General features: G+C 69.8%; 12 protein-coding genes and 1 pseudogene. 5 read left to right on the top strand and 8 right to left on the bottom strand.

What is annotated here, in order from left to right:
* Nucleotides 1–19: 19 nt before the first annotated feature.
* Complete coding sequence (locus AB0I94_RS08380) at nt 20–448, bottom strand: PPOX class F420-dependent oxidoreductase (RefSeq protein ID WP_363308648.1); 429 nt, start codon at nt 446–448, stop codon at nt 20–22.
* 93 nt (nt 449–541) lie between these two features.
* Here AB0I94_RS08380 and AB0I94_RS08385 point away from each other — a divergent pair, with 93 nt between their 5' ends.
* Both AB0I94_RS08385 and AB0I94_RS08390 read left to right on the top strand, forming a co-directional pair.
* Entirely contained in the window at nt 542–955 is a 414-nt protein-coding gene (locus tag AB0I94_RS08385; RefSeq protein WP_363308649.1) for a roadblock/LC7 domain-containing protein, read from the top strand.
* A gap of 120 nt (nt 956–1,075) precedes the next feature.
* Nucleotides 1,076–2,074 (top strand): DUF6397 family protein, encoded by a 999-nt coding sequence (locus AB0I94_RS08390; protein ID WP_363308650.1) that lies wholly within the window; start codon nt 1,076–1,078, stop codon nt 2,072–2,074.
* A gap of 60 nt (nt 2,075–2,134) precedes the next feature.
* Here the strand turns inward: AB0I94_RS08390 and AB0I94_RS08395 are convergent, their stop codons facing one another.
* The 4 genes and pseudogenes from AB0I94_RS08395 to AB0I94_RS08410 form a co-directional block, all read right to left on the bottom strand.
* Nucleotides 2,135–2,647, bottom strand: a complete 513-nt coding sequence (locus AB0I94_RS08395) for a tetratricopeptide repeat protein (RefSeq protein WP_363308651.1) — start codon at nt 2,645–2,647, stop codon at nt 2,135–2,137.
* A 62-nt stretch (nt 2,648–2,709) separates the two neighbouring features.
* Nucleotides 2,710–3,462, bottom strand: a pseudogene (locus AB0I94_RS08400) (substrate-binding domain-containing protein); the annotation flags it as partial.
* Between the two features lie 150 nt (nt 3,463–3,612).
* The gene (locus AB0I94_RS08405) at nt 3,613–4,518 is read right to left on the bottom strand and encodes an acyl-CoA thioesterase II (RefSeq protein ID WP_363308652.1); all 906 of its coding nucleotides are present in this window, start codon (nt 4,516–4,518) and stop codon (nt 3,613–3,615) included.
* Between the two features lie 100 nt (nt 4,519–4,618).
* On the bottom strand, nt 4,619–7,132 hold the full coding sequence (locus tag AB0I94_RS08410) for a DUF3516 domain-containing protein (protein WP_363308653.1): 2,514 nt from the start codon (nt 7,130–7,132) through the stop codon (nt 4,619–4,621).
* Between the two features lie 120 nt (nt 7,133–7,252).
* On the opposite strand from AB0I94_RS08410, the gene AB0I94_RS08415 reads away from it, so the two are divergent.
* Nucleotides 7,253–8,047, top strand: coding sequence for a metal-dependent hydrolase (locus tag AB0I94_RS08415; protein WP_363308654.1), 795 nt, complete (start codon nt 7,253–7,255; stop codon nt 8,045–8,047).
* A gap of 63 nt (nt 8,048–8,110) precedes the next feature.
* Nucleotides 8,111–8,998: an alpha/beta hydrolase gene (locus AB0I94_RS08420; RefSeq protein WP_363308655.1), complete on the top strand. Its 888-nt coding sequence runs from the start codon at nt 8,111–8,113 to the stop codon at nt 8,996–8,998.
* A gap of 106 nt (nt 8,999–9,104) precedes the next feature.
* Here the strand turns inward: AB0I94_RS08420 and AB0I94_RS08425 are convergent, their stop codons facing one another.
* Both AB0I94_RS08425 and AB0I94_RS08430 read right to left on the bottom strand, forming a co-directional pair.
* On the bottom strand, nt 9,105–10,886 hold the full coding sequence (locus tag AB0I94_RS08425) for an ABC transporter ATP-binding protein (RefSeq protein ID WP_363308656.1): 1,782 nt from the start codon (nt 10,884–10,886) through the stop codon (nt 9,105–9,107).
* A complete protein-coding gene (locus tag AB0I94_RS08430; RefSeq protein ID WP_363308657.1) occupies nt 10,883–12,751 on the bottom strand; it encodes an ABC transporter ATP-binding protein in 1,869 nt (622 codons plus the stop codon). Before AB0I94_RS08430 ends, AB0I94_RS08425 begins: the two co-directional genes overlap by 4 nt.
* A 265-nt stretch (nt 12,752–13,016) precedes the next feature.
* Here AB0I94_RS08430 and AB0I94_RS08435 point away from each other — a divergent pair, with 265 nt between their 5' ends.
* Nucleotides 13,017–13,757, top strand: a complete 741-nt coding sequence (locus AB0I94_RS08435; protein WP_363308658.1) for a L,D-transpeptidase family protein — start codon at nt 13,017–13,019, stop codon at nt 13,755–13,757.
* 91 nt (nt 13,758–13,848) lie between these two features.
* Here AB0I94_RS08435 and AB0I94_RS08440 read toward each other — a convergent pair whose 3' ends face one another.
* Nucleotides 13,849–15,309 (bottom strand): Gfo/Idh/MocA family oxidoreductase, encoded by a 1,461-nt coding sequence (locus AB0I94_RS08440; RefSeq protein ID WP_363308659.1) that lies wholly within the window; start codon nt 15,307–15,309, stop codon nt 13,849–13,851.
* Between the last annotated feature and the right edge of the window lie 127 nt (nt 15,310–15,436).

Below are 15,436 nucleotides of genomic sequence, written 5' to 3' on the forward strand. Positions count from 1 at the left end.
GCAGGTGGCCGAGGCGCCGTCAGTCGGCGACCGCGCCCTGCGCGACCACCTTGTCGATCTTGACGCGCACGAGCAGCTCACCGGGCACGCCATTGCGCTCGCCGAACTCCTCGGCGAGCCCCTCACCCATGTAGCGGGCGCCGAGCCTGGCGGCCCAGTGCCGCACTTCGGCGAGATCGTCGCTCAGCCGCGCCTGCCCCTGCAGAATCACGAACGCGAAGGGAGGCCTGTCATCGTCCACACATAGGGCGACACGCCCGTCTCGCGCCAGATTCCGCCCTTTGACGGTCTCCGCTCCGGTGTTGAACACCAACTCGTCCCCGTCCAGCAAAAACCAGATCGGTGCGATATGCGGGCTGCCGTCCGCCCGGACGGTCGACAGCTTGCCGGTACGGGTGCCGTGCGAGACGAAAGCCCGCCACTGGTCCTCGGTCATCTTCTGTGCCATGTCCTCATCATGCTTGCCGGAGGGCCGATGGTGGGGAAGGCTGGCAGGTCAGTTCCTCCAGCCAGGGGGAACAGAAGGCGGGGAGACGGGAACATGGCGCAGAACACGGGCCTCGGCTGGCTGCTCGACGACTTGACCAAGCGCATGGAGCCCGTGCGGCACGCGCTGGTGCTGTCCAACGACGGTCTGGTGACCGGCGCGAGCTCGGAACTGAAGCGCGAGGACGCGGAACATCTGGCCGCGGTCTCGTCGGGCCTGCACAGTTTGGCCAAGGGCTCGGGGCGGCACTTCCGCGCGGGCAGCGTGCGCCAGACGATGATCGAGTTCGACGACGCGGTGCTGTTCGTCACGGCGGCCGGCGACGGCAGTTGTCTGTGCGTTCTCAGCTCCGCGGAGGCGGACATCGGTCAGGTCGCCTACGAGATGACACTCCTCGTCAATCGTGTCGGCGAGCACCTCGGCGTAGGCGCCCGGCAGCCGGAGCGAACACCGGTCGTCGACCTTTGATCTGCCTCTGACCTGCTGAAACGTCGACGCTTCGAGAGTTATCCACAGGCTCGGCGCGGATCGCGGTGATCGCGCTACGGTTTTCCCGAGAGCAAAGACGCCTCACGGGGGAGAACCACCATGACTGGTCACACGATCACGCGGGAAACCGTCGACACGGCAGCGCGGACAGCGGTCGCGCAGAGCCGAGCGGCACGCGAACTGGGGTTGAAACGCGGCGAGTTCGAGCTCGCCGTGATGTTGGGACGCGTCCGCACCGTCCGCGACTCAGCCGGTGGGCGGCGCCGCGTCACACGCGAGGAGATCGAGCGCGTCCGTGCAGAGGACGGCTTTCCCGCGGCGTGGCTGGAGCGCATCAGAGCCGTGGGCACCACGGAGGGCGCGGCTCTCATGAACATCTCCACGGCCCGGTTCACCCGGCTCACACGCGCAGGCTTCGTCACCCCGGTAAAATTTTACCTGAACCGTTACCGCGCGGTGGTCTGGCTGTATCTGGCCGAAGAGCTGAAGCATTTCGCCGAAACCGAGGTCAACGCCGGCCTGCTCACCGGACGAGCCCCCGGCACGATCCGCGCCCAACTGGAGGCGGGCGTCGATCTGCGGGCACGGAACTGGCGGGGCCGCCACGCGGGAGCGCTGCTGCGGCAGACCGACGACCCCTGGGAGCGCGCCGCGGCCGTGGCCTCGCTGCTCGACCCGGTCCAGATCTCGGAAATCATCAGGGATCCGTACGAACGCGCCTACGTACGCAGGCTCATGCCCGAGCCCTTGGGCCAAGGCGCGCCGGAGTCGCCGGCGGGACGGATCATTCACAAGATCACGACCGCGGACGATCCGGACGAGATCCGCTGGTTGCGGGCCAATCTCACCATCAGCCTGTCCCAGGCCCGACGACAGCGCCCGGCGCCACGGCCCGTGCCGAAGCCTGGGCCCCACCCGGCAGCCGGTGCCGTCCCTGGCCCTCGGGCAGAGTCCGATGCCGAGCCGAGTCTGCACGCCCCTGCGCCGCACCCCGCGGCGCATCTGGAAACACCATCCGCCGCGCTGCCCGGTGAAGAGAAGAGCAGCCGGACGGAGCCACGAGGTCTGCTCAAGTGGATGCGCCGCAGGGGAGCGTAACCAGAGCCACGAGGGAGGGGAGGCGAACGGACGTGAAGGCAGGCCCTGCCACGGGCGCCGCTACATGGTCGCGTCGAGGTCCTTGGCGTAATGCTCGATCGCGGGGCGGTAGGCGGCGATGCCCGGGTCCTTGCTCGTGGTGGCGAGCACAGTCAGGAGGATCTCCATCGCTTCGTGTGTCCGGCCGTTGTTGTAGAGGGCCATGGCCAGGAAGGTCTTGAGGGCGCCGTCGTCGGGGAATTCAGCTGCCGCGTCACCCAAGGTCGTGACGGCTTCCGCATACCGGCCAAGGACGCGGTAAGTGCTGCCAAGACCCAGGAGCGCTCCTCGGCGGTCATCAGGAGAAAGGCCGGGTGCCTCGACCGCGCGTACGTAGTACGGCACCGCCTCGGCCTCCAGGCCGAGTGTGTCGTGCACCCACGCGGTCTGGTATGCCACCTCCACGTCCAGGGGGAGCTGCTCGCTCAAGGCGAGCAGTCGTTCCCGAGCCTCCTCCCGGCGGCCGTCCTCGCGGAGCCGTACGGCCTCGGCGAGCAGGCCGTCGCGGTACGCGGTCAAATCCCCATCACTCATCAATGCCCCATCCATCTCTCTGCCTTACCTGAGCCTTGACCGAACGATCGGAGGCACTCATGTCATTCTGCCGGGAACGTATGCGCCGCCTGTGGCCCTTTCGGTGGCGGGCCCGTGGAGTCCCGTGGGGTGAGCGTCGGCGTGGGCACCTGGTGAGGGGCCACACGCCGGCCGGACAGAACCTCATAGAGGGAACGGGCCACATCCGCTCCGAAGGCGTAGATGTCATGGCTCATCGCGGAGAGCGTCGGGTGGGTCAGCTTGCACAACTGCGAGTCGTCCCAGGCCAGCAGGGAGATGTCGGCGGGCACCCGCAGGTCCATCTCGGCGGCGACAGAGAGCCCGGCCACGGCCATCAAGTCGTTGTCGTAGATGATCGCTGTGGGCCGCTCGGCCGCGGTGAGCAGCGAGCGCGTCGCTCGGGCCCCCGCCTCGCCGGAGAAGTCCGTGGCCAGCTGACGCTCCTCCGGCAACCCCAGGTCGGCCATGGCCGCGGTGAAGGCGGCGCCGCGGATCACACTGTGCCCCAGCTCGGCGGTGCCGCCGACCCGGGCGATGGAGCGGTGTCCCAACGCCGCGAGATAGCGCACTGCTTCCGTGACGGCCGCGGTGTCGTCGGTCCACAGCGAGGTGAACGACCCCGTCAGCGAGGGGTGGGCGACAGCCACCACCGGCATCCCGAGCTGCGAGAGAACGGGGACGCGGGGGTCACGCTCGCGAAAGTCGACCAGCACAGAACCGGCGATTTGCCCCGACCGCCACCAGTGACGCTGAAGCTCGATCTCCTCGTCCATGCTCTTCACCAAGCGCACCACGCGTCCTCAACCAGGGGGAGGTGAAGCTCCCGGCCGCCCGCGCCGGTGCCCCGAAGCAGTAGGCGTGACAACGGCCCCTCACATCTCGCAGGGGGCGAGGGGCCGTTCCCCGCTCGCGACGGGGGCAGCGCGCCGGGCTGACGCGACCGCTCATGCCCCCGTCGACGGCCGGCCGTCCATGTGGCGCTCGCCGTAGGCCCTGAAGAGCCCTTCTTGGACGACCGAGACCAGCAGTCTGCCCTCGATGTCGTAGATACGGCCGCGGGCCAGGCCTCGGCCGCCCGTCGCGATCGGTGACTCCTGGTCGTACAGGAACCATTCGTCCGCGCGGAAGGGGCGGTGGAACCACATGGCGTGGTCCAGCGAGGCCATGTCGAAGCCGCGCGGGCCCCACAACGGTTCCACCGGGATGCGGACGGCGTCCAGGAGCGTCATGTCGCTCGCGTATGTCAGGGCGCAGGTGTGGACGAGGGGGTCGTCACCGAGCGGGCCCACCGCACGCATCCAGACCGCGCTGCGCGGCTCGGCGTCCTTGATTTCATCGGTGGTCCAGCGCAACCGGTCGACGTAGCGGATGTCGAAGGGCTGGCGCCTTGCCATGCGCTCCAGTTGCTCGGGGAGCTGACCCAGATGCTCGGTGATCTCCTGGGCGACCGTCGGCAGCGACTCGGGGTCGGGGGCGTCGATGCGCGGCGGCAGCTGGTGCTCGAAGGCCCCTTCCTCGGGCTGATGAAAGGAAGCCGTGAGATTGAAGATGGTGCGGCCCTGCTGGACGGCGGTCACACGACGCGTGGTGAAGGACCGTCCGTCCCGCACCCGCTCGACCTGATACACGATCGGCACGCCCGGCCGGCCGGGCCGCAGGAAGTAGGCGTGCAGCGAGTGGACCGGGCGCTCGCCCTCGGTGGTGCGCCCCGCGGCCACCAGCGCCTGCCCGGCGACCTGCCCGCCGAAGACCCGCTGCAGGGACTCCTGCGGGCTGCGGCCACGGAAGATGTTGAGCTCGATCTGCTCAAGGTCCAGCACGTCGACAAGACGGTCGGCGGGGTTGTTCATGGCGGTTCCTCGACTCCTGTCCGGGGGAAGCTCGGCGGTGGCGGTGGCGGTGGCGGTGGCGGTCAGCGATCGGCGATCAGCGGACAATAATCGTCAGCTGTCAGAGCTGGCCGACGTCCGTGACGCGGACGACGGCGCGGCCCTCCTCGTCGGAGGCCGCGAGATCGACCTCCGCGCTGATGCCCCAGTCATGGTCGCCGTTCGGGTCGGCGAACGTCTGCCTGACGCGCCACAGACCGTGCTCCGGGTCTTCCTCGATGAGCAGCAGCTTGGGGCCGCGCGCGTCGGGACCGGTGCCGAGATCCTCGTACTCGTCCCAGTACTTGTCCATGGCAGCGCCCCAGGCGTCGGCGTCCCAGCCGGAATCGGCGTCCAGTTCGCCCAGTTCCTCGACGTGGTCGAGCGCGGCGAGCTCCACGCGGCGAAAGAGCGCGTTGCGGACCAGGACGCGGAAGGCGCGGGCGTTGGCCGTGACCGGCTTGACCTGGTCGGCCTTCTCCTGGGCTTCCTCCGCCGTCATCACCTCGGGGTTGGCGAGCTGCTCCCACTCGTCCAGGAGGCTGGAGTCGACCTGGCGCACCATCTCGCCGAGCCAGGCGATGAGGTCCTCCAGGTCCTCGGACTTCAGGTCGTCCGGGATGGTGTGCTCAAAGGCCTTGTACGCGCTCGCGAGGTAGCGAAGGACGATGCCCTCGGTGCGGGCGAGCTCGTAGAAGGAGGTGAACTCCGTGAAGGTCAGAGCCCGTTCGTACATGTCGCGGATCACGGACTTGGGGGAGAGCGGGTGGTCGCCGACCCACGGGTGGCTCGTCTTGTAGGTGTTGTACGCGTGGAAGAGGAGCTCTTCCAGAGGCTTGGGGTACGTGATGTCCTGGAGCCGCTCCATGCGGTCCTCGTACTCGACGCCGTCCGCCTTCATCAGGGCCACGGCCTCGCCGCGCGCCTTGTTCTGCTGAGCGGCGAGGATCTGGCGCGGGTCGTCGAGGGTGGACTCGACGACGGACACCATGTCCAGGGCGTACGAAGGCGATTCCTGGTCGAGCAGGTCGAAGGCGGCGAGCGCGAACGTCGACAGCGGCTGGTTGAGCGCGAAGTTCTGCTGGAGGTCGACCGTCAGGCGCACGATGCGGCCCGAGGCGTCCGGCTCGTCGAGCTTCTCGACCACACCGCCGTCGAGCAGCGAGCGGTAGATGGCGATGGCGCGGCGGATGTGGCGCAGCTGCTGCTTGCGCGGCTCGTGGTTGTCCTCGAGGAGGTGGCGCATCGCCTCGAAGGCGTTGCCCGGGCGGGCGATCACCGCGAGCAGCATGGTGTGCGTGACGCGGAAGCGGGAGGTCAGTGGCTCGGGCTCGGATGCGATGAGCTTCTCGAATCCGGCCTCGGTCCAGCCGACGAAGCCTTCGGGGGCCTTCTTGCGCACCACCTTGCGGCGCTTCTTCGGGTCGTCGCCCGCCTTGTTGAGCGCCTTCTCGTTCTCGATGACGTGCTCGGGCGCCTGCGCCACGACGAGGCCTGCCGTGTCGAAGCCCGCGCGTCCCGCGCGGCCCGCGATCTGGTGGAACTCCCGGGCGCGCAGGGTGCGTACGCGGGTGCCGTCGTATTTGGTGAGAGCGGTGAACAGCACCGTGCGGATCGGGACGTTGACGCCGACGCCGAGGGTGTCCGTGCCGCAGATGACCTTCAGCAGACCGGCTTGCGCGAGCTTCTCGACGAGCCGCCGGTACTTGGGCAGCATGCCCGCGTGGTGTACGCCGATGCCGTGGCGCACGTACCGCGAGAGGTTGCGGCCGAACTTGGTGGTGAAGCGGAAGCTGCCGATCAGGTCGGCGATCTTGTCCTTCTCCTCGCGGGTGCACATGTTGATGCTCATCAGCGACTGCGCGCGCTCGACGGCCTGTGCCTGCGTGAAGTGCACGATGTAGACCGGCGCCTGCTTGGTCTCAAGGAGCTCGGTGAGCGTCTCCGTGATCGGCGTCAGGCGGTATTCGTACGACAGGGGGACGGGGCGGGTCGCGGAGCGGACCACGGAGGTGGGGCGTCCCGTGCGGCGCGTCAGGTCCTTCTCGAACATCGAGACGTCGCCGAGCGTCGCGGACATGAGGATGAACTGCGCCTGCGGCAGTTCGAGGATCGGGATCTGCCAGGCCCAGCCCCGGTCCCCCTCCGCATAGAAGTGGAACTCGTCCATCACGACCTGGCCGACGTCGGCGTGCTTGCCGTCCCGCAGCGCGATGGACGCGAGGACCTCGGCCGTGCAGCAGATGACCGGGGCGTCGGAGTTCACGGACGCGTCACCGGTCAGCATGCCGACGTTCTCGGTGCCGAAGAGCTTGCACAGGTCGAAGAACTTCTCCGACACCAGCGCCTTGATCGGAGCCGTGTAGAAGGTGACCTTGTCCTGGGCCAGTGCGGTGAAGTGCGCACCCGCCGCGACCAGGCTCTTTCCGGAGCCGGTCGGCGTGGACAAGATCACGTTGGCTCCGGAGACCACCTCGATCAGCGCCTCCTCCTGAGCCGGGTAGAGAGTGATCCCCGTCTCCTCGGCCCACGTAGAGAAGGCTTCGAAGAGGGCATCGGGGTCGGCATCCGGCGGCAGTCGATCAATGAGTGTCACACCCCCATCTTGCCTCCCTTCTCACCCGATCAGGGAACCGGCGGTCCGCACGAAGATCACGAACGCTACGCTGTGTCGCCAACGGGGCGTCAGTACAACGGGAATGGGCGGGGAACAGCCATGATGGGTCCGGCACACTCACTGTCGGGGGCCGCGGCCTGGCTCGGCGTCGGAGCCGCCGCGGCGGCCGCGGGGCACACGATGCCCTGGCCGGTCCTCCTCGTCGGGGCGCTGATCTGCGCCGGGGCCGCGCTCGCACCTGACCTCGACCACAAGTCGGCGACCATCTCGCGGGCCTTCGGGCCCGTCTCCCGAGGCCTGTGCGAGATCGTCGACAAGCTCTCGGCCGCCGTCTACAAGGCGACGCGCAAGCAGGGTGACCCGCGCCGGGCCGGCGGGCACCGCACCCTGACGCACACCTGGCTGTGGGCGGTCCTCATCGGGGCGGGCGCCTCCGCCCTCGCCCTCTTCGGTGGCCGCTGGGCGGTCCTCGCGCTGCTCTTCGTCCACATGGTGCTGGCCATCGAAGGCCTGCTGTGGCGGGCCACCCGGGGGTCCGGCAGCGATGTGCTGGTGTGGCTGCTCGCCGCGACGAGCGCCTGGATCCTCGCCGGAGTCCTGGACAAGCCGGGCAACGGCGCGGACTGGCTATTCACCGCGCCGGGCCAGGAGTACCTGTGGCTGGGTCTTCCGATCGTGCTCGGCGCCCTGGTGCACGACATCGGGGACGCGCTCACCGTCTCCGGCTGCCCGATCCTGTGGCCGATCCCCATCGGCCGCAAGCGCTGGTACCCCATCGGACCGCCGAAGCTGATGCGGTTCCGGGCGGGCAGCTGGATCGAGCTGAAGGTGCTGATGCCGGCCTTCATGCTGCTCGGTGGAGTGGGCGGCGCGGCCGCGCTCAACTTCATCTGAGGCAATTCTCATCCGGGTGCGGCCCGGCGATGAGTTTCGGCCGGGATCAGGGTCTACACGACCATGACAACGACGCACATGCTCAAGACACCGGGCGCCGAGCTCGCCTACGACGTCCACGGCCCTGTGCCGACGGTGGACGGACGCCCTCCGCTGCTCATGATCGGCCAGCCCATGACCGCCGACGGATTCGCGGCTCTGGCGGCCCGCCTCCCCGACCGCACCGTGGTCACCTATGACCCGCGTGGCCTCGGCCGCAGCAGCCGCAGCGATGACAGGCACGACCACGACCCCGAGGTCCAGGCCGGTGACGTGCACGCCGTGATCCAGGCACTGGAGACCGGGCCCGTCGAGCTGTTCGGGAGCAGCGGTGGCGCGGTGGTCGCGCTGGCACTGGTGGCGGCGTACCCCGACGACGTGACCACCCTGGTCGCGCACGAGCCGCCGCTGCTCGCCGTGCTCCCCGACGCCCGGGCCGCCGAGCGCGCCAGGACCGGTGTTTCGGACGCGTACGACAAGAGCGGCTGGGGTGCCGGAATGGCGGCCTTCATCACGATGACGTCATGGCAGGGCGAATTCACCGACGCCTACTTCGCGCAGCCCGACCCCGATCCTGCCGCGTTCGGTTTGCCGACGCAGGACGACGGCTCGCGCGGCGACCCGCTGCTCTCCGACCGGTCGTGGGCGGTGAGCGGTTACCGGCTCGATGCCGGCGCGCTCGCCGCGGCGTCGACGCGGATCGTGATCGCGGTGGGGGAGGAGTCGGAGGGCGTGTTCACCTGGCGTACCTCGGTGGCGGCAGCCGCGCTGCTGGGACAGCGGCCGGTCGTGTTCCCGAGTCACCACGGCGGCTTCACGGGCCCTGAGTCCGGTTACCCGGGCAAGCCGGACGCCTTCGCGCTCAGGCTGCGCGAGGTGCTCGACGACGTTTCCGCTCCTGCGGCCAATTGACCGGAGTGGCGGCCTGGCCTCAGCCGACCGCGTCGGCGGGGCGGAGCGAGAAGGATCGCTCCGCCCCGCCGACGCGGGGGGCAACTCCCCGTGCCACGGGGGCCCGCTACCCGTGCCAGGAGCGCCAGAGCGCCGCGTACGCGCCGTCCGCTCCCACCAGCTCGTCATGGCTGCCCAGCTCACTGATCCGGCCGTTCTCGACCACCGCGATGACGTCCGCGTCGTGCGCGGTGTGCAGCCGGTGTGCGATGGCGACGACCGTGCGGCCGTCCAGGACACGCGCGAGGGAGCGTTCCAAGTGACGTGCCGCGCGCGGGTCGAGGAGTGAGGTCGCCTCGTCCAGGACCAGGGTGTGCGGGTCGGCGAGGACCAGGCGGGCCAGCGCGATCTGCTGGGCCTGCGCCGGGGTGAGGGCGAAGCCGCCCGAGCCCACCTCGGTGTCCAGGCCCTCGCTCAGGGCCCGCGCCCAGGTGTCCGCGTCGACCGCGCCCAGCGCGGCCCAGAGTTCGGCGTCCCCCGCCCCCGTCCTCGCGAGCAGGAGGTTGTCGCGCAGGGAACCCACGAAGACGTGGTGCTCCTGGTTGACCAGCGCGACGTGGGAGCGGACGTCCTCCGCGGGCATGGCCGACAGCTCCGCGCCGCCCAGCGTCACGTGACCGGCCCGCGGCGCGTAGATCCCGGCGAGCAGTCTGCCCAGCGTGGACTTGCCCGCGCCGGACGGGCCGACCAGGGCGACCCGCGAGCCGGGCTCGACGGCGAGTGAGACCTTCCGCAGGACGTCGACGCCCGCGCGGTAGCCGAAGTGCACGTCGTCCGCGAGCACAGCGCGTCCGTCAGGAGCCAGGGAGCCGTCGCCCACGTCCGGTTCGATGTCCCGTACGCCGACCAGGCGGGCCAGTGAGACCTGGGCGACCTGCAACTCGTCGTACCAGCGCAGGATGATGCCCAGCGGATCGACGAGCATCTGCGCGATCAGGGCACCTGTGGCCAGCTGCCCGACACCGATCCAGCCCTGCAGGACGAACACGCCGCCGATCATCAGGACCGAGCAGAGCACGAGGGTGTGGGTGAAGGTGATGACCGGGAAGAGGACGGAACGCAGGTAGAGAGTGTGCCGTTCCCACGCCGTCCATTCACGGATACGACGCTCCGAAAGGTCCACGCGGCGCTTCCCGAGCCGGTGCGCCTCCACCGTGCGGCCCGCGTCGATGGTCTCGGCCAGGGCGGCGGCGACAGCGGCGTATCCGGCGGCCTCCGAACGGTAGGCGGAGGGCGCCCGCTTGAAGTACCAGCGGCAGCCGACGACGAGCAGCGGCACCGCGACAAGGATGGCGGGGGCCAGCGGCGGCGCGGTCACGGCGAGTCCGCCGACCAGCAGCACGGCCCACACCACGCCGATCGCGAGCTGAGGCACCGCCTCCCGCATGGCGTTGGCGAGCCGGTCGACGTCCGTGGTGATCCGCGAGAGGAGGTCCCCTGTCCCGGCTCGCTCCAGCACACCCGGCGGCAGCCCGACCGACCGCACCAGGAAGTCCTCGCGCAGATCGGCCAGCATCCGCTCACCGAGCATCGCGCCGCGCAGCCGCACCTGATGGACGAAGAGGGCCTGCACGACCAGGGCGACGGAGAAGAACCCGATGGTGCGGCCCAGATGGAGTTCGCGGGCGCTGTCCGCGACGTTCTCGACCAGACCGCCCAGCAGGTAGGGACCGGCCATCGAGGCGAGCACGGCGCAGGTGTTGACCGTGATGAGCAGGGCGAAGGCCCGGCGGTGCCGCTTGACCAGCTCGCGTACGTAGGCTGCCACCGTCGCGGGCGCGCCCACGGGCAGGGTGTCCGCGGTGGTCGGGGCCGCCGGGTCGTACTCCGGTGGCGCCAGGCCGATCATGCCGTCTCCTCGATGTCGATCTCGATGTTGGTCTCGATGCCGGTCTTGTCGGTCTTGATGTCGGTCGGCGTCTTCGCTGCTCGTTCCTCGTCCGTCTCGCGTGTGACGACCGCCCGGTAGCGCGGCTCGGTGTGCACGAGCGCGCGGTGTTCGCCCACCGCCGCGACCTCGCCGTCGTACAGGAAGACGACCCGCTCGGCCCGGTCGAGGAGCAGCGGCGAAGAGGTGAGGACCACGGTCGTACGGCCTTTGCGCAGCCCCTTGATGCCATCGGCGACCCGAGCCTCGGTGTGCGAGTCGACGGCGGACGTCGGCTCGTCGAGCACGAGCACTTCGGGGTCGGTGACCAACGAGCGGGCCAGCGCGAGCCGTTGCCGCTGCCCGCCCGACAGGGAGCGCCCGCGCTCGGTGACATGGGCGTCCATCGGGGCCTCGTCCACCGAAGCCTGCGCGAGGGCGTCCAGGACGTCCGCGCACTGCGCGGCGTCCAGGGCCTCGTCGGCGCTCACCGCTCCCGATGTCGGTACGTCGAGGAGCCCGCGAAGCGTGCCGGACAGCAGCACCGGGTCCTTGTCCTGGACGAGGACGGCGGTGCGGGCGGTGGCCAGCGGCACCTCGTCGAGCGGTACTCCGCCGAGCCGCACGGACGGCAGTTTCTCCGCGTCGTCGAACGCCGCATGTCCGCCGAGGCGTTCGGCGAGCCGCCCTGCCTCGTCGGGGTCCCCGCACACGACGGCGGTGAGACGGCCCGAGGGGGCGAGCAGTCCGGTGGCGGGGTCGTGGAGATCTCCCGTGGGCGTCTGGGTGCCGTCACGCGGTTCGTCTCCGGCGTGCTCGGTGTTCGCCGTCCGCTCGTCGCCGGCGTGCGCCGTGCGCTGCAGGGAGAGCACCCGGGCGGCTCGTTTCGCAGAGGGGCGCGAGAAGCTGTAGGCCATCGCGATCTCCTCGAAGTGCCGCAAGGGGTAGGTCAGCAGCGTGACCGTGCTGTAGACGGTGACCAGTTCGCCGATGGTGATCCGGCCCTCGCGGGCCAGGTTCACGCCGTGCCAGACGACCACGATCAGGAGCAGCCCGGGCAGCAGCACCTGGACCGCCGAGATCGTCGCCCACATGCGGGCGCTGCGTACGGCGGCCGTACGCACCTCCTGCGAGGCGCGGCGGTAGCGGTCGAGGAAGAGTTCCTCGCCGCCGATGCCGCGCAGCACCCGCAGCCCCGCCACGGTGTCCGAGGCCAGTTCGGTCGCACGCCCGGCCTTCTCCCGCTGGTGGTCGGCGCGCCGGGTGGCGCGCGGCAGCAGCGGGAGCACGGCGAGCGCGAGCACCGGAACCCCCACCGCGACGACGACGCCGAGAGCGGGCTGGTACACGACGAGGCCCACACAGACGAGGACGACCGTGAGCGCGGCCGCCGCGAACCGCGAGGCCGCCTCCACGAACCAGCCGATCTTCTCGACGTCACCGGTGGAGACCGCGACCACTTCACCGGCGGCGACCCGGCGGGTGAGCGCCGAGCCGAGCTGTGCGGTCTTGCGGGCCAGCAGCTGCTGGACACGGGCGGCAGCGGTGATCCAGTTGGTGACCGCGGTGCGGTGCAGCATGGTGTCGCCCAGGGCGATGGCCATGCCGCACAGCAGCATCACCGCGCCCGCGACGGCGAGACGTTCCCCTGAGCGGTCGATCACGGCCTGCACGGCGAGGCCGACGAGGTAGGGGAGTACCGCGATGGAGCCGAAGTGCAGCATGCCCCAGGCGAGGGACTTCAGCTGGCCGCCGAGCTGGTTCCGCCCGAGCCAGCGCAGGAAGTGAGGGCCCGAGCGGGCATCCGGCATGCCCGGGTCGGTGTACGGAAGATCGCGAATCTGCATGACGTGTGACGTCCCAGGGTCGAAGAGACGGACCGTCGGTTCGGCGGAGCGTGCCGGCGTGAACGGACGGTGGTGAACGGACGGAGGAGCGGCTCCACAGGTGGAGGCGACTGAACTCGAGCGGAGGTAACAGGCCGTGAAAGGTTCGCCTCGCAACGTGGCGCGAGGCAAACGATTTTCCGTCGGGAAGTAAAGATTCGGCCCCTTCTCGGCCCCGGACCGGGCACCGGCGCGGCACGCGTGAGCCGAGTGCGACCATGGGCGGATGCGTATAGCCGGTGCGGTGCGAACGGTGGCCGCCGTCGCGGCCTGCGGTGTTCTTCTGACGTCCTGCGGCAGTTCGGACGACGGGGCGAAGGCCGGGGCGAAGAACGACGAGGGCGCGGGCCGGGCCAAGAGTGCCGAGGCGGCGCCGACGACCGACCTCAAGCGCATCCCCGACGTGGGCGACCGCCTGCAGAACAAGATCCCCGAGAACTCGCGGCAGGTCGTCGCGGTGTACGGAGAGGGCGAGGACTCGGCGAAGTCGACCGTCGTCCTGTACGAGAAGTCCGGCTCCACCTGGGACAAGACCCGCGGCTGGGCCGCGCACAACGGGAAGAAGGGCTGGACGACCGACCACCGCGAGAACGACAAGCGCAGTCCGGTCGGCGTCTTCACGCTCACCGACGCGGGCGGCGTCCTCGCCGATCCTGGCGCCGGACTCCCCTACACCCAGAGCGCGTCGATGCAGGCCCCGCACTACTGGGCCAAGTCGCACTGGCACGACTTCGACTACGTCATCGCCATCGACTACAACCGCGCCAAGGGCACCCCGCCCAACGACCCGACCCGCCCCCAGGGCCAGTCCAAGGGCGGCAGCATCTGGCTGCACATGGACCACGGCAGCGGCACGTCGGGCTGCGTCAGCCTGTCGAAGGAGGGCATGCGGTACCTCCTGAAGAACCTCGACCCGAAGCGGCACCCGGTCGTGCTGATGGGCGACAAGGCGAACCTGAAGGGCTAGGGCCCTTCGGACGGAGATCTGTCAGAAGGGCCCGCTGTCGCGGCCCGGGAGCCCGGCAGTGCCGACGTGCGCACCGCCGGGCCGGGGCCCCTTACGCCTGCGGCTTTTGCGAGTCCACCCCCGGACGCGCCTTCTTCCACATCCCGCGAGTGAAGTCGGGGATGGCCTGCGGCGCGCCCTTCGCCTTGATCGACAGATGGCTCAGGGGAACGGGCGACGTCCAGACCGCGGCGTCGTAGACGTCGAAGTCCGGCACGAGGCCGAGCTGCATGGTCTGCATCAGACGGAAGATCATGATGTAGTCCATGCCGCCGTGCCCGCCCGGCGGGTTGGAGTGCTCCTTCCACAGCCAGTGGTCGAACTCCGTGGCGTACTTGCCGAAGTCGCCCCATGCGTCGTCCGTGTGGTCCGGCTCGATGTAGATGCGGGAGGGATAGTCCTCGAAGACGCCCTTCGTGCCGCCGAGGCTGTTGATGCGGCTGTAAGGGTGCGGAGTGGAGACGTCGTGCTCCAAGCGGATCACCCGTCCCTTCGCCGTCTGGACGAGACTGATGGTGCGGTCGCTCTCGATGTACGTCTCCTTCCAGCTCGGGTCGCCCGCCGGCATGTGGGCCTTGCGGTACTCGGCGAGACCGAGGGCGGGCGTGCCGAAGCTGGAGATGTGCGTGACGCGGTCGCCGCGGTTGATGTCCATGTAGTTGGAGACCGGGCCGAAACCGTGGTTGGGATAGAGGTCGCCGCGCAGCCGGGTGTGCCACAGGCGCCGCCAGGGGCCCTCGTAGTAGTTCGGGTCGAACATCAGGCCACGAAGATCGTGGTTGTAGGCACCCGCTCCGTGCAGCAGATCACCGAACTTGCCCGCGTGTGCCATGCGCAGGACGCGCATCTCGTTCTTGCCGTAACAGCAGTTCTCCAGCTGCATGCAGTGTCTGCGCGTGCGCTCGGAGAGGTCGACCAGTTCCCAGAGCTGGTCGAGCTGGAGCGCGACCGGGCACTCCACACCGACGTGCTTGCCGTTCAGCATCGCCGTTCTGGCCATGTCGAAGTGCCAGTCCCAGGGCGTCGCCACGTACACGAAGTCGATGTCACCACGCTTGCACAGGTTCTCGAAGTCGTGATCGCCCTTGGTGTACGTCGCCGGGGCGGGCTGGCCCGCTTCGGTGACCTTCTTCGCGGCAGCCGCGGTCTTGTCCTTGACCGGGTCGCAGAGCGCGACGACCTTCACCCCGGGGATCGCGAGGAACAGGTCGATCATGCTGCCGCCACGGTTGCCGAGTCCGACGATGCCGACACGCACCGTGGAACGCCGCTCGAACGGTACGCCGACCATGGTCTTGCCCTTGCGGGGCGGCGCCTGTGCGGCTGTGGCCGCGCCCGCGGGCGCGGCCTGCGGGGCGTCGGCGTGGGCCGTGCCGCCGGCGAGTGCGCCGAGGCCGAGCCCGGCTCCGGTGAGGCCGGCGGTGCGGAGCACGGCGCGGCGGGATGTGCCGTCGGCGGAGTTGTCAGGGGTGGCGGACTCGTCAGGGTTCGGTATCGCGTGCTCGTCGTGCATCGGACCTCCGTGGCTTGGATGCCTGCGCTGGAACGGGTGCCACCCTGATGGGGCGACGAGCGTGGCGCAAGGGACCGAAGTGGCCAGGGAGTTGGATTTATTTCGCGCCCCTTCCGCGGGGCGTCGT

The organism is Streptomyces sp. NPDC050147 (assembly GCF_040660195.1).
Classification (GTDB): domain Bacteria; phylum Actinomycetota; class Actinomycetes; order Streptomycetales; family Streptomycetaceae; genus Streptomyces.

Coding starts and splice junctions, on each gene's coding strand:
- AB0I94_RS08425 (WP_363308656.1), bottom strand. CDS start 10,886: ATGATCGGCCTGGCGCCACCGGAGTACGACCCGGCGGCCCCGACCACC.
- AB0I94_RS08415 (WP_363308654.1), top strand. CDS start 7,253: ATGATGGGTCCGGCACACTCACTGTCGGGGGCCGCGGCCTGGCTCGGC.
- AB0I94_RS08405 (WP_363308652.1), bottom strand. CDS start 4,518: ATGAACAACCCCGCCGACCGTCTTGTCGACGTGCTGGACCTTGAGCAG.
- AB0I94_RS08430 (WP_363308657.1), bottom strand. CDS start 12,751: ATGCAGATTCGCGATCTTCCGTACACCGACCCGGGCATGCCGGATGCC.
- AB0I94_RS08435 (WP_363308658.1), top strand. CDS start 13,017: ATGCGTATAGCCGGTGCGGTGCGAACGGTGGCCGCCGTCGCGGCCTGC.
- AB0I94_RS08440 (WP_363308659.1), bottom strand. CDS start 15,309: ATGCACGACGAGCACGCGATACCGAACCCTGACGAGTCCGCCACCCCT.
- AB0I94_RS08390 (WP_363308650.1), top strand. CDS start 1,076: ATGACTGGTCACACGATCACGCGGGAAACCGTCGACACGGCAGCGCGG.
- AB0I94_RS08385 (WP_363308649.1), top strand. CDS start 542: ATGGCGCAGAACACGGGCCTCGGCTGGCTGCTCGACGACTTGACCAAG.
- AB0I94_RS08420 (WP_363308655.1), top strand. CDS start 8,111: ATGACAACGACGCACATGCTCAAGACACCGGGCGCCGAGCTCGCCTAC.
- AB0I94_RS08380 (WP_363308648.1), bottom strand. CDS start 448: ATGGCACAGAAGATGACCGAGGACCAGTGGCGGGCTTTCGTCTCGCAC.
- AB0I94_RS08395 (WP_363308651.1), bottom strand. CDS start 2,647: ATGAGTGATGGGGATTTGACCGCGTACCGCGACGGCCTGCTCGCCGAG.